This window comes from Amycolatopsis sp. A133, from assembly GCF_031082405.1.
Taxonomy (GTDB): domain Bacteria; phylum Actinomycetota; class Actinomycetes; order Mycobacteriales; family Pseudonocardiaceae; genus Amycolatopsis.
This window is the reverse complement of record NZ_JAVHJU010000034.1, coordinates 273179-292640: the sequence shown is the minus strand read 5'-3', so window position 1 is coordinate 292640 and position 19462 is coordinate 273179. Positions and strand designations below refer to the sequence as shown.

The 19462-nt window shown below is 71.5% G+C and carries 19 protein-coding genes and 1 tRNA gene; 11 read left to right on the top strand and 9 right to left on the bottom strand.

Translation table 11 applies throughout. The features are described from left to right. Positions 1 to 188: 188 nt before the first annotated feature. Genes Q5425_RS23350 through Q5425_RS23340 form a run of 3 tightly spaced genes read left to right on the top strand, consistent with a single transcriptional unit; the run spans position 189 to position 2212 of the window. A complete protein-coding gene (locus Q5425_RS23350) occupies positions 189 to 1343 on the top strand; it encodes a histidine kinase (RefSeq protein WP_308674401.1) in 1155 nt (384 codons plus the stop codon). After that, complete coding sequence (locus Q5425_RS23345; protein WP_308674400.1) at positions 1340 to 2005, top strand: response regulator transcription factor; 666 nt, start codon at positions 1340 to 1342, stop codon at positions 2003 to 2005. Before Q5425_RS23350 ends, Q5425_RS23345 begins: the two co-directional genes overlap by 4 nt. 9 nt (positions 2006 to 2014) lie before the next feature. Continuing rightward, complete coding sequence (locus Q5425_RS23340; protein WP_308674399.1) at positions 2015 to 2212, top strand: hypothetical protein; 198 nt, start codon at positions 2015 to 2017, stop codon at positions 2210 to 2212. On the opposite strand, the gene Q5425_RS23335 is transcribed toward Q5425_RS23340, so the two are convergent. Further along, a complete protein-coding gene (locus Q5425_RS23335) occupies positions 2202 to 2648 on the bottom strand; it encodes a nitroreductase family deazaflavin-dependent oxidoreductase (protein ID WP_308674398.1) in 447 nt (148 codons plus the stop codon). The two genes, Q5425_RS23340 and Q5425_RS23335, sit on opposite strands and share 11 nt — an antisense overlap. A gap of 128 nt (positions 2649 to 2776) precedes the next feature. On the opposite strand from Q5425_RS23335, the gene Q5425_RS23330 reads away from it, so the two are divergent. Together Q5425_RS23330 and Q5425_RS23325 are read left to right on the top strand one after the other, a co-directional pair. Then, positions 2777 to 3451, top strand: a complete 675-nt coding sequence (locus tag Q5425_RS23330) for a TetR/AcrR family transcriptional regulator (RefSeq protein WP_308674397.1) — start codon at positions 2777 to 2779, stop codon at positions 3449 to 3451. 37 nt (positions 3452 to 3488) lie between these two features. Continuing rightward, positions 3489 to 5012 (top strand): 3-hydroxyacyl-CoA dehydrogenase, encoded by a 1524-nt coding sequence (locus Q5425_RS23325; protein WP_308674396.1) that lies wholly within the window; start codon positions 3489 to 3491, stop codon positions 5010 to 5012. Positions 5013 to 5103: 91 nt separating this feature from the next. Here the strand turns inward: Q5425_RS23325 and Q5425_RS23320 are convergent, their stop codons facing one another. From Q5425_RS23320 to Q5425_RS23305, 4 genes are all read right to left on the bottom strand, one after another. Continuing rightward, positions 5104 to 8103: a PQQ-dependent sugar dehydrogenase gene (locus Q5425_RS23320; protein WP_308674395.1), complete on the bottom strand. Its 3000-nt coding sequence runs from the start codon at positions 8101 to 8103 to the stop codon at positions 5104 to 5106. A gap of 100 nt (positions 8104 to 8203) precedes the next feature. Continuing rightward, positions 8204 to 8872 (bottom strand): L,D-transpeptidase, encoded by a 669-nt coding sequence (locus Q5425_RS23315; RefSeq protein ID WP_308674394.1) that lies wholly within the window; start codon positions 8870 to 8872, stop codon positions 8204 to 8206. A 165-nt stretch (positions 8873 to 9037) separates the two neighbouring features. Continuing rightward, the gene (locus tag Q5425_RS23310; protein ID WP_308674393.1) at positions 9038 to 9928 is read right to left on the bottom strand and encodes a serine/threonine-protein kinase; all 891 of its coding nucleotides are present in this window, start codon (positions 9926 to 9928) and stop codon (positions 9038 to 9040) included. Positions 9929 to 9936: 8 nt separating this feature from the next. After that, positions 9937 to 11631: an N-6 DNA methylase gene (locus Q5425_RS23305; RefSeq protein WP_308674392.1), complete on the bottom strand. Its 1695-nt coding sequence runs from the start codon at positions 11629 to 11631 to the stop codon at positions 9937 to 9939. Between the two features lie 77 nt (positions 11632 to 11708). On the opposite strand from Q5425_RS23305, the gene Q5425_RS23300 reads away from it, so the two are divergent. From Q5425_RS23300 to Q5425_RS23275, 6 genes are all read left to right on the top strand, one after another. Continuing rightward, positions 11709 to 12452 (top strand): protein phosphatase 2C domain-containing protein, encoded by a 744-nt coding sequence (locus tag Q5425_RS23300; RefSeq protein ID WP_308674391.1) that lies wholly within the window; start codon positions 11709 to 11711, stop codon positions 12450 to 12452. A gap of 45 nt (positions 12453 to 12497) precedes the next feature. Continuing rightward, positions 12498 to 12582 (top strand) — tRNA-Ser (locus Q5425_RS23295). Positions 12583 to 13121: 539 nt separating this feature from the next. Continuing rightward, positions 13122 to 13382 (top strand): hypothetical protein, encoded by a 261-nt coding sequence (locus Q5425_RS23290; protein ID WP_003056176.1) that lies wholly within the window; start codon positions 13122 to 13124, stop codon positions 13380 to 13382. Positions 13383 to 13386: 4 nt separating this feature from the next. Then, positions 13387 to 13632, top strand: coding sequence for a hypothetical protein (locus Q5425_RS23285; RefSeq protein WP_003056173.1), 246 nt, complete (start codon positions 13387 to 13389; stop codon positions 13630 to 13632). Between the two features lie 34 nt (positions 13633 to 13666). Further along, complete coding sequence (locus Q5425_RS23280) at positions 13667 to 16393, top strand: FtsK/SpoIIIE domain-containing protein (RefSeq protein WP_308674390.1); 2727 nt, start codon at positions 13667 to 13669, stop codon at positions 16391 to 16393. Continuing rightward, on the top strand, positions 16390 to 16797 hold the full coding sequence (locus Q5425_RS23275) for a hypothetical protein (protein WP_308674389.1): 408 nt from the start codon (positions 16390 to 16392) through the stop codon (positions 16795 to 16797). Before Q5425_RS23280 ends, Q5425_RS23275 begins: the two co-directional genes overlap by 4 nt. On the opposite strand, the gene Q5425_RS23270 is transcribed toward Q5425_RS23275, so the two are convergent. From Q5425_RS23270 to Q5425_RS23255, 4 genes are read right to left on the bottom strand one after another with little or no spacing between them, the layout of a single operon-like run. Further along, the gene (locus Q5425_RS23270; protein ID WP_308674388.1) at positions 16794 to 17177 is read right to left on the bottom strand and encodes a YbaB/EbfC family DNA-binding protein; all 384 of its coding nucleotides are present in this window, start codon (positions 17175 to 17177) and stop codon (positions 16794 to 16796) included. The genes Q5425_RS23275 and Q5425_RS23270 overlap by 4 nt on opposite strands. Beyond that, positions 17174 to 17743 (bottom strand): hypothetical protein, encoded by a 570-nt coding sequence (locus tag Q5425_RS23265; protein ID WP_308674387.1) that lies wholly within the window; start codon positions 17741 to 17743, stop codon positions 17174 to 17176. The genes Q5425_RS23270 and Q5425_RS23265 overlap by 4 nt, the downstream gene beginning before the upstream one ends. Further along, positions 17743 to 18924 (bottom strand): putative T7SS-secreted protein, encoded by a 1182-nt coding sequence (locus Q5425_RS23260; protein ID WP_308674386.1) that lies wholly within the window; start codon positions 18922 to 18924, stop codon positions 17743 to 17745. The genes Q5425_RS23265 and Q5425_RS23260 overlap by 1 nt, the downstream gene beginning before the upstream one ends. Further along, complete coding sequence (locus Q5425_RS23255; RefSeq protein WP_308674385.1) at positions 18921 to 19415, bottom strand: hypothetical protein; 495 nt, start codon at positions 19413 to 19415, stop codon at positions 18921 to 18923. Before Q5425_RS23255 ends, Q5425_RS23260 begins: the two co-directional genes overlap by 4 nt. Positions 19416 to 19462 lie beyond the last annotated feature (47 nt).

The following is a 19462-nucleotide window of genomic DNA, read 5'->3' as shown; positions in this document are numbered from 1 at the left end:
TGTGGCGTTCGGTGCGTCCAACGCACCGAACGCCACATTGGGTGCGTTGGACGCAACCAACGCCACATTGGGGCGTTCGGGCCCCTCCGGCCCTCCGGCCAGGGAAGGCCCCGGTGCTGCGTCCCCCCTCGCGTCGCATCGGGGCGTTCTCGTTCCTCGCCGTTGCCGGTTAGGGCACAGTTGCGGGTGTGCAGGACATCAGGGGGTCGCTGAGACGGCAGTCGCTGCTGGTCGCCCTCGTCTGCGTCGTCTGCGACGCCGCCCTCTTCACCCTTCGCGGACCGCTCGGCGAAGCCGGGTGGCGGGCCTGGGCCGTGCTGCTCGCCGGGATGGCCGTCAACGCCGCCCTCGCGGGGGCCGCGCGGTACTCCGGGTGGGTCGCCCTCGCCCACGCCGTGCTCTTCGCCGGTGCCCCGCTCCTCCTCTGCACCTGCCAGGGGTACGTCACCGGCAACAACGCCGGAGTCCTCATCGCCGGCTACCGGGCCGGGGCGTGGCTGCGGCCCCGGCCCGCCGTGCTCGCGCTCGGCGCGCTGCTCGCCGGGGTCACCGCAGGCTGCATCGCCGGCGGCGGGCGGACCGCCTCGGACTGGCGGCTGATCGCCATCAACGTCGGCGTCTCCGCGCTGCTGCCGTGGCTGGTCGGCCGGTACACGACCGCCCGGCGCGCCTACATCGCCGATCTCGAGCGCGAAGCCGACGAACGCCGCCAGCACGAGGAAGAAGCCGTCAAACGGGCCGTCCTCGAGGAACGCACGACCATCGCGCGCGACCTGCACGACGTCATCTCCCACCACGTCAGCGCCATCGGCGTGCACGCCGGCGCCGCCCGGCTCGGGCTGCCCGAGGGCGCCGAACCGGCGCGGAAGTCGCTCGGCGCGGTCGAGTCGGCGAGCCGGTCGGCGATGGCCGACCTGCGCCGGCTGCTCGACCTGCTGCACGCGGAGACCAACGCCGAGCAGCCCGGCCTCGACAACCTCGGCGAGCTGGTCGAGACCGTCCGCGCGGCCGGCCTGCCGACCCGGCTGACGCTGCGCGGCGAGTGCCGCGAACTGCCGGGCTCGCTCGACATCGCGCTCTACCGGATCGCCCAGGAAGCCCTCACCAACGCGCTGCGCCACGGCCAGGGCCCGGTCGAGGTCGAGCTGAACCACGGCCGCACCGAGATCGTGCTCACGGTGACGAACGGGCTCCGCGCCGGCCGCGCCGAAGAAAAAGAACACGCGCACCGCGGCCTGGCCGGGATCCGCCAGCGCGTCACCCTGTTCGGCGGCCAGGTCTCCTACGGCGAGGCCGGCGGGCACTGGCAGCTGCGCACGACCTTCCCGGTGGAGAGCACATGATCCGCGTCCTGCTGGCCGACGACCACGCGATGTTCCGCTCCGGGATGCGCGCGCTGCTCGACACCCAGCCCGACTTCACCTGCGTCGGCGAAGCCTCCGACGGCCGCGAAGCCGTCGCCGAGACCGCGCGGCTGCGCCCCGACGTCGCGGTCCTCGACGTCCGGATGCCCCGCCTCGACGGCCTCGCCGCGACCGAGGCGATCCTGGCCGCGCCGGGCAACGACACCCGCGTGCTCGTGCTCACCACCTACGACGCCGACGAGTACGTCTACCGCGCGCTGCGGGCCGGGGCGAGCGGGTTCCTGCTGAAGAGCCTGGCGCCGGAGGAGCTCGTCGCGGCGATGCGGGTGGCGGCGCGCGGGGACGCGCTGATCGACCCGTCGGTGACCCGGCGGCTGGTGGCGAAGTTCGCGGCCGTGCTCGAACCGGCGGCCGCCGAACCACCCGAACTGGCCCGGCTGACCTCTCGCGAACGCGAAGTCCTGCTGCTGCTCGCCGGCGCCTGCAGCAACGCCGAGATCGCGCGGAAGCTGCACGTCGGCGAGGAGACGGTCAAGACGCACGTCTCGCGGGTGCTGAGCAAGCTCGGGCTGCCCGACCGCGTACACGCCGTCGTCTACGCCTACCGCCACAAGCTCGTCCCGGACGGCCGGCCTGCTTAGACTGGGCCCATGAAGCGCTGGATCACCCTCGCGGCCGGGGTCGTGCTCGTGCTCGTCGGCGCCGTCTGGGTGCTGCAGGGCGTCGGGGTCATCACCGGGAGCTTCATGACCGGGCAGAAGCTGTGGTTCCTCATCGGGCTCGCCGCGTTCCTGGTCGGCGTGGTCCTGGTCGCGGCCAACCTCACGCGGCGCAAACCTACTTCGTGAGGATCTCGAAGATCGGGTAGCCCGGCGCGATCTCGCGCAGCTTCGCGCCCGAGGCCTTGGCGTCGACGCCGTCGAAGAACACGCCGACCTCGAACTTCCAGCGCTTGAGGTAGGCGCGGAGGATGCCCGGCTTCTCGTCGTGGGCCAGCTCGCGGAAGGTGAACGTCTCGACGCGGCGCCCGACGCGGAGGCTGCCCTGCCCGGCCGCACGCAGGTTGCGCACCCACTGCGTCTCGCCGCGCGGGGCGACGAGGTAGCGGACGCCGTCGACGGTCAGCAGGTTCACCGGGACCGAGCGCGGCTCGCCGCTCTTGCGGCCGACGACGGTCAGCACCCGGCTGCCCCAGACGCTCACACCCATCCTGGTCAGCTTCGCGACGACCTCGTTGAACGTGCTGGTGGCCTTCTTCGGCTCGATGTAGCGGGCGGCGGTCATGGCGTCCTCCAGGAAGTTTGAGAGAGCAGTGCCCTCGGTTAAGAGCAGTGAACACCAGAGCGCTGCACACTGTCAAGAGCAGTGCTCTCTGTTTTGTGCGCCGCTCTCGTCGTGGCACACTGATCCGCATGACCGCCACCCGCACCGCACGCGAACGTGCCCGCGCCGAACTGACCCAGGAGATCAAGGACGAAGCCCGCCGCCAGCTCGCCGAGGTCGGCGCGCACGGGCTTTCGCTGCGTGCGGTGGCCCGGGAGCTGGGCATGGTGTCGTCGGCGATCTACCGGTACTTCCCGAGCCGCGACCGGCTGCTGACCGACCTGATCGTCGACGCCTACAACGCGATCGGCGAGGCCGCCGAGAAGGCGGACCCGGGCGCGGACGCCGCGCCCCGTGAGCGCTGGCTGGCGATCTGGCGGGGAACCCGCGACTGGGCCCGCGCGCACCCCCACGAGTACGCGCTGATCTACGGCTCGCCGATCCCCGGGTACGCGGCCCCGCAGGACACCGTCGTGCCGGCCGCCCGGGTCGCGCTCGCCCTGGTCAAGGTGCTCACGCACACCGAGCTGCGGGAGATCGACGGCGAAGTCGCGCCCGGGCTTCGCGCCCAGGCCGAGTCGCTGACGAAGGTCCTCGGCGTCATCGCCGGACCCGAAACCACGGTCCGGCTGCTCATGGCGTGGACCCAGCTGTTCGGCGCGATCAGCTTCGACCTGTTCGGCCAGTACGTCGGCAGCGTCGACCCGGCCGACGAGTTCTTCGCCCACTCGGCGAAGCGGATGGCGGAGTTCGTCGGCCTCTAGGCTGGGGCGAGAGTCCAACGGCGGAAGGCGGCACGACGTGACGGGGTGGGCCGGGAAGGTCGGCAGGATCCGGGTGATCGGGACCGGGGTGATGGGCCGCGGGATCGTCCAGCTGGCCGCGACCGCGGGGGTGACCGTCGAGCTGGCCGACGTCCGGCGCGAGGCCGTCGCCGAGGCGATCGAGTACGTCGGCGGGATGGTCGGCAAGCTCGCCGCCAAGGGCAAACTCGCCGACGACCCGCAGGCGGTGCGGGACCGGCTGGTCGCCGTGGACGCGCCCGACGCTCCCGCCGACGGCGTCGACCTCGTGATCGAAGCCGTCCGGGAGGACCTGGCGGCAAAACGCGCCCTGTTCGCCGACCTCGAACGCGTCTGTCCACAGGAGACGATCTTCGCGACCAACACGAGTTCGCTGTCGGTCACCGAGATCGCCGCCGGGCTGGCCGAGCCCGGCCGGCTCGTCGGCCTGCACTTCTTCAACCCGGTGCCGTTGATGCGGCTGGTCGAGGTGGTGCCCGGCGCGCGCACGCACGGCTGGCTGCCGGGCGAAGCACTCGAACTGGTCAAGAGCTGGGGCCACGAGCCGGTGCTCGCGAAGGACGCGCCCGGCTTCCTGGTCAACCACGCCGGCCGCGGCCTGAACACCGAGGCGCTGCAGGTCCTCGCCGAGGCGCTGGCCGAGCCCGCCGACGTCGACCGCATCGCCCGGGACGTCCTCGGCCTGAAGCTCGGCCCGTTCGAGCTGCTCGACCTCACCGGCCTCGACGTCTCGCACGCCGTCCTCGAAAGCATCTGGAGCGGCTTCCACGGCGACCCGCGGCTGCGGCCGTCGTGGCTGACCCGGCCGCGGGTGGCCGCCGGGCTGTTCGGGCGCAAGAACGGCGAAGGCTTCTACTCCTACGCCGACGGCAAGCAGCAGCTCGCCGACGAGCCCGCCGCCCCGCCGAAGCCGTCGAGCCCGGTGTTCACCGCGGACGAGCACCTCGCCCGCGCGCTGTCGTCGACGGGCGTGCACGTGGTGTCCGACGCCTACCCGGACGCGGTCCTGCTCGTCCCGCTCTACGGCGAGTCCACAGTGGACGCAGCGACCCGCGCCGGGCTGCCGCTGGACCGCGTGGCGGGCGTCGACCCGCTGGGCGGCTACGAACGCCGCCTGACGATGTCGGTGCACCCCGGCCTCGACCCGGCGGCGGGCCGCGCCGCCTGGGGCGCGCTGGCCGCCACCGGCCACCCCGTGACGGTCGTCCGAGACGGGCCGGCCCCGATCGCGCAGCGCCTGCTGGCGTCGATCGTCAACACGGCGTGCTTCATCGCGGGCCAGCACCTGGCCACGCCATCGGACATCGACACGGCGGTCCGCCTCGGCCTCGGCTACCCGCGCGGCCCGCTGGCCTGGGGCGACCTCGTCGGCGGCGACGTCGTGCTGCGCATCCTGCAGGGCCTGACCGCGGCCACCGGCGACCCCCGCTACCGGCCGAGCCCGTGGCTCACCGAGCGCGTCGCCCTCGGCCTGCCGTTGACGGCGGCCGGAACCACACCGGCAGACCTGCGTTCCTCCTGAACGGACATTCTTCGAGGAGAACGACGCAGGCCGCCTCCGGAAAATCCCGGAGACGGCCTGCGCCTGCTCGTTCAGCCGGTGCGGTCGCCCGTCACCAGTGGTAGTCCCGTGCCCCGCCGGGCAGGGAGAAGATGATGTAGCCGCCTTCGAAGTCGCTGCGGTACATCCCGTTCGTCACGTACTCGTCGGTCTTCGGGTAGTGCAGGTAGGAGTACTCCCACCCGAGCGCCGCCCACTTCTTCCGGATCTCGCCCTTCACCATGTGGGCGCCGGTGCTCGTCGTGAAGTAGATCGAGCCGCCGAGGCTGAAGTGGTTGTAGCGGCCGCGACCGTCCGGCGTGCCGAGCTCGTCGGTCGTGGGGTAGCCGAGACCACGCTCGAAGTCGAGCGCCGCCCACTTCCGCCAGATCTCACCGTAGATGGCGTGCGCACCCGTCGCGGTCGTGTAGTAGATCGACCTGGTGGTGTTGCCGTTCTTGGTGAAGTGGTTGTAGCGGGCGACACCGTCCGGCGTGCCGAGCTCGTCGGTCGCCGGATAACCCAAACCGCGCTCGTAATCGAGTTCCGCCCACTTCTTCCGGATCTCACCGTAGATCGCGTGCGCACCCGTCGCCGTCGTGTAGTAGATCGACCCGACGTTGCCACCCCTGATGAAGTGGTTGTAGCGGGCGATCCCGTCCGGCGTCCCGAATTCGTCGGTCGTCGGATAACCCACGCCGCGCTCGTAATCGAGTTCCGCCCACTTCTTCCGGATCTCACCGTAGATCACGTGCGCACCGGTCGAGGCCGTGTAGTAGATCGACCCGACGTTGCCGTTGTTGACGAAGTCGTTGTGCTGGGCGGCATCCGGGCTCGTGACGGTGTCGGACGTCGGCGGCCCGAGCACGCTGTGCCCGCCGAAGGCGACGTACTTGTCCAGCACCGGGCCGGTGACGTACCTGGTGCCCGTCGCGGCGCTCCAGTACAGCCGTCCGTTCGCGAAGACGCGGTAGTGGACCGGGCCGTCGGTGACCTCGGCCGCCGCCGGCGCCCCGAGCTTCGCCCGCAAGTCCGCGTCGGCGTCGTAGCGCTGGTCGATCGGCGTTGCGTAGTTCGCCGTCAGCGTCATGTCGGCGGTGCCGACGGTGATGATCCACTTGACGTCCGCCGGACCGCCCTGCCAGCCGGTGAACGTCGAGACACCGTCGATGGCCAGCTTCGCGGCCTGGACGTCGAAGGTGGCGCCTTCGGTGACCATGGCCGAGTTGACGCCGCCCTCCACCGGGATGCTCAGCGCCGCGGGCTGCGTGCTGAGCAGGGTGAGCCGGTGCTGCCGCGGCATCGCCGTGTACGTCTTGGCCGTGGTGACGCCCGCGCTGTCGGTCACCGTCGCGGTGAAGTCCTGCCGGGAGTCCGGGTGCTCGGTGAACGGCTGCGAGAAGCTCGCCCCGGTGCCGCCGACCCCGGGGTGGGCGTGGCAGGTCGCTTCACTCGGGCAGTGCCGCACCGCCGTGGTCCAGGTGATCGGCAGCGGGCCGTCCTCGGCGTCGGTCGCGGTGGCGCTCAGCGCGACCTCCTGGTCCACCGCGAACGTCGCGGTGTCCCCGGGCGTGGTCAAGGTGAGCTCCGGGGTGTGGTTGCCGGGCGCGACCGCGATGGTGGTCTCGCCGGTGAGCCCCAGCGGGTCCCGGACCGTCAGCTTCGCGGTGAACGACTCGGTGCCCGCCTCGTAGGCGTGCGACACCTTCGGACCGGCGTCGGCCTTGGTCTTGCCGTCCCCGAAGTCCCAGTCGTACTTCAGCGCGTCGTTGTCGTAGTCGACCGAAGCCGAGCCGTCGAACGACACGGTCCGGGTGTCCGGGTTCGTCGACGTCGTGGCCTTGGCGACCGGCGCGGTGTTGTTGGCCGAGTAGCTCAGCCGGCGCAGGTTGCCGGACAGGATGTCGGCGTAGACGATGTCGCCGTTCGGCGCCGCCGCGAACTTCGTCGGGCCGCCGATGTCGGTGAAGACCGGCGGGTTCTCCGGGGCCTGCGTGAGCTTGCCCTGGTCGTCGTACTTCAGCGTCCAGATCTTCTTCGCCACGTAGTCGCCGAAGAAGTACGAGCCGCGGTAGGCGGCCGGGTAGCTGGATCCGTTGTAGACGATGCCGCCCGTGACGCTGTTGCCCGTCATGACACCTTCGCCGTGCGGGAGCTCGAAGATCGGCGCCTGGTTCGCCACGCCGGCGCACCCCGCGAGGGTGCTGAAGCCCGGGGTCTGGTGACTGCCCTCCCAGCACGGCCAGCCCTGGTTGGAGCCGCGCTGGACGACGTCGACCTCCTCCCAGTTGCTCCAGCCGACGTCACCGGCGACCGGCAGGCCGAGGTTCGCGTCGATGCTGAAGCGGAACGGGTTGCGGAACCCGCGCGCGAACACCTTGCTCGCGGTCGAACCCGGGTTGGCCGGGTCGTAGTACGGGTTCCCCGGCACGCCCTTGCCGTCGGCGGTGAGGTGGAAGATCTTGCCGTACGGCTGGTTGACGTCCTGGGCGCGCAGCGAGTTCGCGTCCACCTGCCGGAAATCGCTGTTGTCGCCGACGGACGTCCACAGCGTGCCGTCCGCGGCGGCGATGACGCCGTTGATGCCGTGGACGTTGAAGACGCCCGGCACCTCGAACAGCGGCTGCTCACCGGTCAGGCCGGCCGGCGCACCCGCCGCGTCCACGGTCACCGTGAACCGCGACAGCCGCATGACGAAGCCGCCGGTGGTGTTGATCGACCGCGTGAGGTAGATGGAGTGTGACGTCGCGTAGTCCGGCGCCACGGCCAGCCCGACGAGACCGAGGTCCTCGTCGGTGCGGACCGGCAGCGTCGCGATCGTGGTGCCGGCCCCCGTGACCGGCAGCCAGCGGACGCGGCCGTCCTTGCCGGTGGCCAAGACGGAGTTGTCCGGCAGGTACGCGAAGTCCGTGAGTTTGTACAACCCCAGTCCGGAGTCGGTGTCCCGCAGGACGAACCCCTGCGGGAGTGTTGCCGCCGCCGCCACCCCCGTGGACACGACGGGCAGCAACGCCCCGGTCATGACTGCTGCCACCAGTGCGTGGCGCAGTGCGCGAAGTTTTCGCAAGGCCATGTGGCCCCCCTTCCCAAGCGATCACTTATCGCCGGACCAGGGGGGCCAGTTGCACCGGGCCGGGTGAATTTACCCGAACGTGACCTACAGCCCGTAGTGGTTACGGGACAACCTGCACGACATCACCGATGTGCAGCGTGTTGAAGAACTTCAGGGACGCGCCCGGCGACAGGTGGATGCAGCCGTGCGAGTACACCGAGAGGCTGCCCGTGTGGAAGGCGTCGCCCGGGTAGAAGAAGACCGAGTTCGGCATCTCCGCGTTGTCGAACTCCTTCGACAGGTGCATCTTTTCCTTCGACAGCACGTGGAACGTGCCGGTCGGGGTCGCGTAGCCCTTGCGGCCCGGCAGCATCGGCACCGGACCGTAGACGACCTTGCCGCCCTGCAGCAGCCACGCCTTGTGCGCGGAGATGTCGACGCAGGCGGCGGTGCCCGAGGCCGCGGCCGCCGCGGCGCACGGGACGCCCGGGTCCGCCGCGGGCTTCGGCGTCGGCTTCGGGGTCGGCTTGGGCTTCGGCTTCGCCGAGGTGCTGGTCGGCGCCGCCTTCGACGTCGTGGGCGTCGTGGGCGTCGGCGTGGGCGTCGGCGCCGCACTGGTGGTGGCGGTCTCGGAGGTGGTGCTGGAGGTCGTCGGCGTCCCGCCGCCGGTCCCCGCCGCGGCGACGGCGCCGCCACCCGCGTTCGGGCCGCCGGCCGCGCCCCCGCCGGAGCAGGCGGCCAGCACGAACGCGGTGGCCAGCGCGGCCGCTCCCGCCAGAAGCCTCTTCACGATCCGGTACCCCCAGCTGTTTCGATCATCGCGTTTGGACACCGATAAAGACGGCGTTCACCCGGTCGAGGTTCGTCCAAGAAGGTCACGATTGGGTAGATGCTCACTCTCGGCTCAACCCACCGGTGGCCCGAGCCGGGCACCGCACCCCCTCTGACCTCGCGCTCAGCCGTTGACGCGGCCCAGCATCCGCGCGTACATCCGGCCGGGGCTGGGCACCGACGCCGGCACCAGGAACCCCGGCAGCGGCGGCAGCCCGCCGACGAACGCGCCGAGCCGCTCGTACAGCACCGCGGCACCGGCCGGACGGGCTTCCGGGTCCTTCGCCAGCACCTCGGCGAGCAGGGTGTTGAGCGGCTTCGGGACGCCGGGCACCGGCGGCGGCAGCTCCTTGACCTGCCGCTCGAACACCGCGTACGCGGTCGGGCCGTCGAAGAGCCGCCGTCCGGTGAGCATCTCGTGCAGCACGCAGCCCAGCGCGTAGAGGTCGCTGCGCGGTTCGGCGCCGCCCCGCTGGATCTGCTCGGGCGCCATGTACGACGGCGTCCCGAGCAGCTGCCCAGCGCGGGTGAACTGCGCCGCGTCGGCTTCGCGGAGCACGGCCAGGCCGAAGTCCATCACCTTCACGCCGCCGTCGGGCCCGAGCATCAGGTTGGACGGCTTGAGGTCGCGGTGGCAGACCGCGAGCGCGTGGGCGGCGGTCAGCACCGCGCACGCCTGCGCCGCGATCGCCGCGGCCCACGGCACCGGCAGCGGCCCGTGCTCGGCGAGCAGGTCGGCCACGGTCACGCCGTCGACGAACTGCATGACCTGGAACAACCGGTCGTCGTGGGTGCCGTAGTCGTACAGCGTCGGGACGCCGGGGTGGTCGAGCGTCGCCAGGATGCGGGCTTCGCGGGCGAAGCGGGCTTCCAGCTCTTCGTCGCGGCCCGGCAGCCTGAGCAGCTTGATCGCCACGCGCCGGCCCAGCCTGCGGTCGTGCCCGCCGTGCACCGCGCCCATCCCGCCGCGGCCGAGCGGCAGCTCGTCGAGCTCGTAGCGGTCGGCGATCAGCATCCGTTCCCCTATCGGCCCGGCCTGAGCCGTCCTTCGACAAGTCCTGCGAAGCCTAGCCGGACCAGCTCACGGCCCGTTTCGGCCGCCTCGCGCAGGACCTCGTCGAACTCGGCCAGCCGCCGGAAGACGCGGCCGTGCTCGCGCTGGAGCTCGATCGGCAACCGCGGGATCCGCACGCGCCTGCCGTCGATCCGGGTGGACGCCGACGCGGCGGGCAGGTCGGCCGCGCGCAGGCAGCCGGCCAGGAAGTCCGCGTCCAGCCGGCCGGCGTCGACGCGGTAGACGGTGAGACCGGCACCCACCGGCCGCGGAGATCCACTGTGGACGTACGCGATGCCGGTCACCGACGCGACGACGTCACCCGCCTCGGCCAGCGGGTGCTCGGCGTCCGCGCGCACCGCCGCGTGCCTGACCTCGACGACACCGGCCTTGACCAGCTCGCCGATCGTCGTGAACGCCGGTCCGGCGGCCGCCGGTTCGAGCGGCGGCAGCTGCGGGGCCAGCTCGGCGAACCGGGCTCGCACGGCCTGGAAGGCCTGGCCGGGATCCTCGTCCCTGGTGCGGCGGTGGGCCGGTGTGAGGTCGACGTCGTCGTCGAGCAGATCGATGATCCGGACCCCGGATTCGGGGTGGTCGCGGAACTCCCCCCAGAGTTCATCCACTGTGGACAGATTGTCGCCCGCTTCGCCGAGCAGCACGGTGGACGGCGCGCGCTCGCCGGGGGCCGGCCGCCGCAGCAGCCAGAGATCGGGGCCCGCCGAGGCCAGCGTGACGACCGCGCGGACCGCGCCCGCGCGCAGCAGGTTGCCGCGGATGCGCTTGCCACTGCGCCGGCCGGCCGCCGCGCCGGGCATCAGGATCGCCACCGTGCCGCCGGGTTCGACGTGCGCGAGGCAGTGCTGCACCCAGGCGAGCTCGGGCTCGCCGCGCGGGGGCAGGCCGTACTCCCAGCGCGCGTCGCCGACCAGCTCGTCGTGCCCCCAGGCCCGTTCGTTGAAAGGCGGGTCGCAGAGCACCGCTTCGGCGGCCCGCCCGGCGAAGGCGTCTTCGCGCAGCGCGTCGACCGCGTAGACCTCGGCTTCGATGCCGCGCAACCGCAGCCGCAGCGCCGCGATCGAGGCCGTCATCGGATCACTGTCCTGCCCCAGCACGGTTTTTGCGCCGCTCGCCAGCGCGAGCGCGCCGAAGCCGCACGCGGGGTCGAGGATCGTCGACACCGGTCCGACGAGCCGGGCCATCAGCTCGGCGACCGGCTCCGGCGTGGCCGACAACCGTCGCGAATGCGCCTCGAAGTACCGGCGGCACAACAGTTCGAACGCCTCGACCGGCCCCGCCTGGTGCGTCAGCTCGCTGAGCAGGGTGAGCAGCTCCGGGTCGTCGAGCTTGCTGTCGAAGGTGTCGAAGATCCCGGCCTGGAAGGCGAAGAAGACCCCCGCGCGGCTGACGCGCTCGGCGAGGTCGAGGTCGTCGCCGAGGGCGCGCAGGCGCTGCCAGGCGCGTTCGCCGGCGCTCAGCTCGAACTTCTTGCCGCGCGCGGTGAACCAGCCGGCGACGGCGGACAGGCTGAACAACGGGCTCGACGCCGTGCCGCCGACCGGCTGCGGGAAGTCCGGGTAGCGGCGGCGCCAGTTGCTGACGGCGGCCCGGCCGACCCCGGCGAGCCGCGCGATGTCGGCCGCGCTGACCGTGGCATCGTCGTCCATGGCGAGGACTCTATCGGAGGATGCTCCGTTCAGCCGAGGCCCTTGTGAACTCAGTCAACCAATGCTTTCATGGGGGCATGACACACGATCGGTACGTCCTGCGGTACGCCGCGGGGTCGGACGTCGGCAAGCGTCGCCGGGTCAACGAGGACGCGGTGTACGCGAGTTCCCGGCTGCTCGCCGTCGCCGACGGCATCGGCGGCCAGCCGCACGGCGAGGTCGCCAGCGCGACGGCGGTCGACGTGCTGCGCGAGCTCGAAGTGGACCTCCGGCGGATCGATCTGACGAACGTCGACCTGGCGGCCACCCTGGCCGGCGTGGTCAAGTCGATCGACGCGCGGCTGCACGAAGTGGCTTCGCAGGAGCCGGCGACCGAAGGCATGGGCACCACGCTGACGGCCCTGCTGTTCGACGGGGCCGAGTTCGCGGCCGCCCACATCGGCGACTCCCGCGGCTACCTCCTGCGCGAGGGTGGCCTGCGCCGGCTGACCCGCGACCACACGCTCGTCCAGGCACTGGTCGAAGACGGCCGCGTCGCCGCCGAGGACGCCGAGACCCACCCCCGGCGTTCGCTGCTGATGAAGGCGTTGCAGACGGCGGGTTCCGGTGACCCCGACATCTGGACGTTCAAAGCGAAGCCGGGCGACCGCTACCTGCTCTGTTCCGACGGCCTGAGCGGCCCGGTCTCCGAGGCCACGTTGCGGGACGTGCTGGCGGCGGGCGCAGAGCCGGCCGAGGTGATCCCGGAGCTGATCCGCCTGGCCAACGAAGGCGGCGGTCCGGACAACATCACCTGCGTGGTCGCCGACGTCACAACCTGAAGGCCCCTGCTCGGCCTCCCCGGGCCATCCGGTATCGTCTTCTGCGGAGGATTGGCCGAGCGGCCTAAGGCGCACGCTTGGAAAGCGTGTTGGGTTCACGCCCTCGCAGGTTCGAATCCTGTATCCTCCGCACTTGAAGCAGGCGAAACGCCGGGCAGCCGTCACAGGCCACCCGGCGTTTTGTCGTCTGCGCCCCCTTCGGCGCCCCCTTAGACGCCGCGTTCGGCGCCGCCCGCGCGACCCACCGTCGGTATGTCCTGGACACGTTCGCACGGCACTTTCGGCCCACTGGAACGTGAAATGCCTTCCGGGCTGCGGAATTCTCTACCAGTACGAGGAGTTACGAACAGGGCTGAGCGAAGGCCGTTACTCCGGTCGCGCTAGTCTCACCGTCACCTCGCCCGCCCCTGTCGAGAAAGGCCCGCAGTGGCACGAAAACCGCTCTGACCTGGGGTAGCGGTGGCCAGCGACTTCAGTCTGCGGTACTGGTGGCGGGACAACCCCGCACAGACCGTGATCGGCCCGGCCCCGGACGTTACACGTCCGGGGCCTTGCTGATTCCGGGCCCGCGATCACTCGGCAAAGTCTGATGATCACGCTGAGTCGCTGGATCTGTTTCAATGGAATCCGTCCCCTGTACGACACCAGATTTCGAGGAGTAGAGGCCCGATGGCCGGAGTCGAAGAGATCCGCGCTGGCATCGCGCTCGCCAACGAGAAGGCGTCCGCGAGCATCGCCGCCCTGCAGCAAGCAGCGCAGTCTCTCGAAGAAGCCCAGCAGTCGCTCGCACAGGCGACGCAGGGGAGCAGCCAGCACGAGGTGAGCCAGGCGCACGGTCTCCTGGCGGAAGCCCTGCAAGGCATCAACGGCTTGCAGAGCACCGTCCAAGCAAGCATTTCCTCCGCCGACTCCTACTCGGCGCGTCTCTAGCCGGATGACGCTCGCCGAACTCCACCAGCTGCTCACCGCTGCCGTGACCGGGCTCGCTGACGCGCGGGCCCACTCCGAACGGGCCACAAGCCTGCTCGGGGAAGCCCGGCAAGCTCTCGTGGATGCCCAGGCCAAGGCCGATCCCTGGCTTCCTTCGCAGTACGCACAGGCCGGCGAGGGGCTGGACCAGCTCCTCGTCCGGCTGCACGCCGCCGAGGATCTGGTGAGCGGATACCGGTCGCGCCTGTAATCCTTGTAGGGGACACCTTTTCTTGGGGACGCCGATGGCCAACAAAGCAGCCGAGCAACGCAACCGCGTCGAAACCGCACTCGACCGCGTCCGCCATCAGATCGGGCTGGTGCTGGGTGCGGCCGCCGGCGCGCGCCAAGCCGCGGAGGCCGACCTCGCGAAGCTCCGGTTGGAGCAGGAGATCGTCAAGGTCGGCATGAACCACGCCAGTGCCGAGCAGCAGCACGAATGGTCCCGCCACCCGGCCGCGCACGAGGTGTTCGGCGCGCTCGGCAGCGTGCGAAGCGCTTTCTACACCGACTGGAGCCAGGGCCCGGCCACGCTGCGGGAACTCGTCGCGCAGAACGCACCCGGCCCCGCCGGGCTGCCGCCGGGCGACTGGCTCGGCACGGTCGGGCACAACCCCGGCCTGACCTCGCCCGGGCTGTGGCGCGTCGGCACCGCCACGGCCGCCGGCGGCGACGCCACCCGCACGTTCGACGTCGCCATCCCGTTGCTCGACGAGTCGCACCTGGCCATCACGTCGGCGCCCAAGACGCGGTCCGCGATCGACGGCATCGTGCAGAACCTGCTGGTCCGCGTGCTTTCGACGTTCGAGCCCGGCGCCGTGCGGGTGCACCTGTGGGACATCGGGCAGCTGACCGCGATCCTGCCCGACCTCTACCCGCTCAGCCACACCAGCGCGCTTTCGCTCTACGACCCGGGCCGTCTCGAGGACCTCCTCGACGAGCTGGCCGGGCACATCCGCCGCATCCACGCCAGCTGCATGTCCGCCGGGTTCACGTCGCTGCGGGAAATGCGGAAGGAGACCGGGCAGCGGGGCGAGCCGTACCGCATCGTCGTGCTCTACGGCAACGGCGAAACCCTCGAACCCGAACGCGCCCGCGACCTCAAGCGCGTCGCGAGCGGTGCGCTGGCCGCGGGCATCTGCCTGATCATGGTCGACGTGCCGACCGCGGTGAGCGCACCCGTCGAGACACTCAGCCTGCTCGACGACCGGCACGCGATCAGCAGCATGACCGGCACCGACCTGGTCGCCGACCTCGAGGCCGCGATGCCGTCCGCGCAGGTGATCCGCGCCGTCGACAAGATCGCCAAGGCGCTGATCGCCAAGCAGGGCGGGCCGCGGTCGTTCGACGACCTCCTGCCGGCGGAGCTCGGCCAGGAGAACTCGGCGCGGGAACTGCGGGCCCCGGTCGGGTTCTTCGAAGGCGAGCCGGTCGAGGTCGTGATCGGCGACGCGAGCCCGCACGCCCTGATCGGCGGCCCGTCCGGTTCGGGCAAGACGAACTTCCTCTACGCGCTGCTCGGCAGCCTCGCGGCCAGGTACACCCCGGAAGAGCTGGCGCTGTACCTGCTGGACTTCAAGGAAGGCGTCTCGTTCGCCGGGCTGGCGCCGGGCCGGAAGGACGCGAGCTGGCTGCCGCACGCGCGGCTCGTCGGCGTCAACGTCAACACCGACCGCGAGTTCGGCTTGGCGCTGCTGCGGTTCCTGGCCGACGAGCTGCGCCGCCGGTCCGCGGCCGCGAAGGAACACGAGGTCACGAACCTCGCCGACCTGCGCGAAGCCGATCCGGGCGGGCACTGGCCGCGGATCGTCGCGGTGATCGACGAGTTCCAGTACCTGTTCGCCGGCCGCGACCAGGTGACCGCCACGGCGACGCAGCTGCTCGAGGACATCGCGCGGCGCGGCCGGTCGCAGGGCATCCACCTGGTGCTGGCCAGCCAGGACGTCGCCGGCATCGAGGCTTTTTGGGGCAAGCCGGCGGTGTTCGAGCAGTGCACGCTGCGGATCGCGATGCCGAAGGCGCGGCGCGTGCTGGCCGAAACGAACAACGCGGCGGTGTCGGCGCCGAAGTGGCACGCCGTGATCAACCACGACTCCGGCGTCGCGCACGGCAACCAGCTGGCCCACATCCCGGACGCGAGCAGCAAGAACGTCTTCGTCCGGCTGCAGCACCGGCTGTGGGAGGAGTACGCGGGCCGCTTCCCGCGGCCGCGGCTGTTCGACGGCGCGCATTCGCCGATCCTGGAACGGTTCCCCGCCTACCTCGACCTCAAGCCGAACTCGAAGCCGCGGGCCCTGCTCGGCCAGTCGATCGACGTGACCGAGACGGCGTGCGGGGCCGACCTGCCGCGGGCGCCGGGCCGCAACGTCGCGGTGCTCGGCTCGGCGACCGCCGAGGCGCTGTCCATCATGGACTCCGCGGCGCGGTCGCTGTCCCGGCAGTACGAACCGGGCGAAGTCGAGTTCATCCTGCACTGCCCGATCGAGGCGTGCGCCGACGCAGCGTTGGAGCTGACCGAGCGATTGCGTGGAGACCACCCCGCGACGCTGGTGGAGGACCTGACCGGCGTCCTCGAGTCGATGACCGGCTCCATGTCCGGCGGCGCGAAGGTGCTGCTGCTGTACGGCGTCGACGCGGCCCTGCCGTCGCTGGAGGCCAAAGCGGTCGGGCAGCTGAAGAGCGGCCTCGACCACCTGCGGATGGTGCTCAAACAGGGGCCGGGTCACGGCATCCACACGATCGGCTGGTGGCGCAGCATCGCCCGGCTCAAGGACACGCTGGGCTTCGCCGGCACCGACGACATCGGCACGTGGGCGGCGCTCGACGTCCAGGGCAACGAACTGTCGCCGTTCGCGGCGGGCCAGGTCGTGCACTGGTCGCCGCGGCCGGGCCGCGCGTTGTTCTTCGACCGCACCACCCACGGTGCGCCCGAAGTGATCATCCCGTTCCAGCGTCCGGAGAACGACCGATGACCGACGACGGTGCCACCGCGGCCATGCGGTACAAGGAGATCATCGCCCTCTCCCGGGGTTCGGCGGAGAACCTGCGGTCGTGGGAGCTGGCCCGCGCGGAAGCCCTGGAAACGGAGATCGAGGCCGCCCAGACCGCGATCGAGGTGGCGGCCGACCGCGAGGCGCGGGCGGCCGAGCGGGCGACGCGCTGGTGGAAGATGGCGCTGCACAACATCCAGGGCCTGCTGTGGCTCGCCCCGGGCGACGAACCACGCCCGGTCCCCACCGCGCGCGCGGCCTACCTGGAGCGGTACCTCGAGGAGGTCAAGCCGAGCTACCAGGAGCTGGTGCAGGCGGTGCTGGCGCTGGGGTGGCGGGCCAAGCGAGCGGCGGCGAAGCGCGGGGACCAGCCGCCCCCGGTTTAGACGTCGAACACGGTGTCGTAGGGATCGTCGTCGTCCGCGGGGGCCGGCCGGCGCTGCGGCGGCGCCGGTGCTGGGCGCGGCGCCGGTGCTTGCTGGGGCGGCGCCGGCGGTCTTGCGGCGGCCACGGCCTCCCGGATGGCCGCGGTGATGGTCCGGCTGAGCGTGACGGCGTCGAACCGCATGGCGTCGGGCGCAAGCCGCACTTCGCTGACGAGCCCATCGGGCCCGGCGAGCACGGTGACGCTCCGATCCGGCGAGACGACAGTCGTGTGGCCGCTCCCGGCGATCCCGGCCAGGAGGCGCCGGTTTTCGGCCTTGCGGTCTTCGATCTGCTTGAGCTGCCAGCGCATTTCCTCGATGAGCTGCGCGTTGTCGCTCATGCGGCCTCCCCGGCCCGGAGGCTCCAGGCCACCCTCGCCGTCGCTTCGGCGATCGCCGGCCATGCGTCTTCCGACTCCGCTACCACCGACAGGATCACCACGGACCGGCCGTCCGGCAAGGGGATCTGGTACTCCGCCTTGATCTGCGTCCGCACGTCCCGTTCGGGCAGGCGGAATTCGCCCCCGCTGATGGCGACGACGGCCGGGCCGATCGGGAGGCGCACCGGCTGGACCACCGCGTGCTGGTGGCGGCCGCGGTACTCCTCGGCCATCGCCGCCACCACCGCATCGCGGTTGCCGGGTGCTGTGTCCGGCCACTGTGCGACGCCGAGCGTCAGGGTCGCGACATCACCCTCTCGAGGCCCGACGGCGAACTTGCCGAACACGCGGATGCCGTTGGCCTGCATGGTCGGGATCAAGGCCAGCAGGTAGCTGCCGAACTGTTCGACGCTGATCCCGGACGCCGGATTTTCGGCCACCATCCAGGCCTGCCTGCGGTTGAGCTTGTCGTCGCTGCCCACCGGCAGGCCGGCGAACCCGGGCGGCAGGTCGATTTCCAGAGGCATCAGTTCCACACCTCGTCTTCCGCCCGCTGACGTCGGCGCTCCGGCGCGTTGTCGGCCTGCATCCCGGCATCGGCCGCGTTCCAATACGCCACCCCGGCCCAGGAGATCCCGGCGGCGGCGAGTTGATCGGCGCTCTTCGGCACCCAGTAGTTCTTGAAGTCGTCCAGCGGGCTTTCGAAGTTGCCGCCGCCGAAGAGTTCACCGAGTTCCTGCTCGCGGAGCAAGCCGTAGGTCGCCCCCTTGATGGCCCAGTCCGGCGCCCCCGGCACGAGGCCGAGCAGCGTGGTCACGACGCCTGCCCCGTCGAAGACCAGCGTCTCGAGCGCCACGTCGGCTCCCGCGCCGGCGGCGACCCCGTGCCCCGCCAGCGCGGCGAGCCCCAGCTCGCCGGCCACCGCGCCGACGACCGTTCCGGCCGGCTCCGGCAGGAAGTCACCCAGCACGCCGAGGGCGTTGCCGAGGTCGCCCGTCACGTCCGAGACCTTGGAGATCACCTCCGCGTGGTCCTGGACGAAGTTCCACGCCTCGTCGACCCCGTCCGCGAGGGTGTTCGACAAGTCGACAAGTGCCCCGCCGACCGCGTCGCCGAGCTTGTCGAGGACGTCCGGCTCGTCCGGGGCCAGCTCCTTCGCTTTCCGCAGCTGTTCGGCGACCTTGGCCGCGGCGTCCGTGTGCTCCAGCTGAAGCTGCTTCGCCGCGTCTTGGACGTTCTGGCAGCCGTCGATCGCGGCCTGGAGCTGCTGACCGGCGTTGTCGAGCAGGCGCTGGGCGATCTGCAGGGACTGCTGGTCCGGAAACGTCCGGTTGGCCAGCGCCAGGTCCGGGTTCGCCCGCGCCTGCTCGGCCGCCCGGGCCGCCGCTTCCGCGCGCGCTTCGAGCTCGGATGCGCGTTTCTGCAGGTCACCGAGGTTCTGGGCCCAACCTTCGAGCGCATCGGCGGCGCGGCTCATCGACTTGGCGGCGTCGTCGAGGTACTCCGGCAGCGGGCCGACGCGCCGGGCGAACGCTTCGCTCGCCTCGCCCTGCCAGACGCCCTGCTTCCGGACGATCCGGCGGAGCGAATCGTCGGCTTCGGTCAGGTCGTCGCCCACCGCGCGGTACTTGCCGGCCAGGTCGGTGACGCCGTCGAGGTCGCCGGGCGCCGGGTCGAAGCCCAGGGCCGGGAAGTCGCGGGCGCTCATCGGTCGAGGCCGTTCAGGAGATCGGTGATGCCGCCGGTCGCGCCGCCGCCGACCGGCCCCTCGCCCGGATCGGCGAGGCCACCGATACCCGGCACTTCGTCACCGACCGGGCCGCCGGCCGGCGGCCCGATCCGCGGGTGGTCCCCCTTCACCCCACCCGTGGGATCACCACCGGCGGGACCGTCTCCCAGCACCGCCGAGCCGAACTTCCCCAGCTCACCCCCGAACTGGGCCTCGATCTGCTCGTACTTCCGCTTCGCCACCTTCAGCCGCTCCGTCACCCCCGAAGCCGCCTCGCCCAGCCGGCCGATCCCGAACCCCCAGGCCTCCTCGAACTCGATCCCGGCCTGGCCCAGCTCCGCCGTCCCCAGCGAGCCGAACGCCCCGCCGCCGGCGAGCTTCTTGTTGGCCTCGGTCATGCGGTCCGCCGCCGTGCCGAGGTCGTCGATGAGCTTGCCCAGCTCGTCGACCTTCACCGCGTAGCCGTCCACGCCACCCCTCCCCTTGTGGTCCCGTCCACCGTAGGACGGCCGTCAAC

Bases quoted from the DNA above. Each gene is read 5' to 3' on its own strand.
- Q5425_RS23275 (WP_308674389.1), top strand. From the start codon at position 16,390: ATGACCGACGACGGTGCCACCGCGGCCATGCGGTACAAGGAGATCATC.
- Q5425_RS23280 (WP_308674390.1), top strand. From the start codon at position 13,667: ATGGCCAACAAAGCAGCCGAGCAACGCAACCGCGTCGAAACCGCACTC.
- Q5425_RS23290 (WP_003056176.1), top strand. From the start codon at position 13,122: ATGGCCGGAGTCGAAGAGATCCGCGCTGGCATCGCGCTCGCCAACGAG.
- Q5425_RS23300 (WP_308674391.1), top strand. From the start codon at position 11,709: ATGACACACGATCGGTACGTCCTGCGGTACGCCGCGGGGTCGGACGTC.
- Q5425_RS23345 (WP_308674400.1), top strand. From the start codon at position 1,340: ATGATCCGCGTCCTGCTGGCCGACGACCACGCGATGTTCCGCTCCGGG.
- Q5425_RS23310 (WP_308674393.1), bottom strand. From the start codon at position 9,928: ATGCTGATCGCCGACCGCTACGAGCTCGACGAGCTGCCGCTCGGCCGC.
- Q5425_RS23330 (WP_308674397.1), top strand. From the start codon at position 2,777: ATGACCGCCACCCGCACCGCACGCGAACGTGCCCGCGCCGAACTGACC.
- Q5425_RS23305 (WP_308674392.1), bottom strand. From the start codon at position 11,631: ATGGACGACGATGCCACGGTCAGCGCGGCCGACATCGCGCGGCTCGCC.
- Q5425_RS23285 (WP_003056173.1), top strand. From the start codon at position 13,387: ATGACGCTCGCCGAACTCCACCAGCTGCTCACCGCTGCCGTGACCGGG.
- Q5425_RS23260 (WP_308674386.1), bottom strand. From the start codon at position 18,924: ATGAGCGCCCGCGACTTCCCGGCCCTGGGCTTCGACCCGGCGCCCGGC.
- Q5425_RS23340 (WP_308674399.1), top strand. From the start codon at position 2,015: ATGAAGCGCTGGATCACCCTCGCGGCCGGGGTCGTGCTCGTGCTCGTC.
- Q5425_RS23320 (WP_308674395.1), bottom strand. From the start codon at position 8,103: ATGGCCTTGCGAAAACTTCGCGCACTGCGCCACGCACTGGTGGCAGCA.
- Q5425_RS23265 (WP_308674387.1), bottom strand. From the start codon at position 17,743: ATGCCTCTGGAAATCGACCTGCCGCCCGGGTTCGCCGGCCTGCCGGTG.
- Q5425_RS23270 (WP_308674388.1), bottom strand. From the start codon at position 17,177: ATGAGCGACAACGCGCAGCTCATCGAGGAAATGCGCTGGCAGCTCAAG.
- Q5425_RS23335 (WP_308674398.1), bottom strand. From the start codon at position 2,648: ATGACCGCCGCCCGCTACATCGAGCCGAAGAAGGCCACCAGCACGTTC.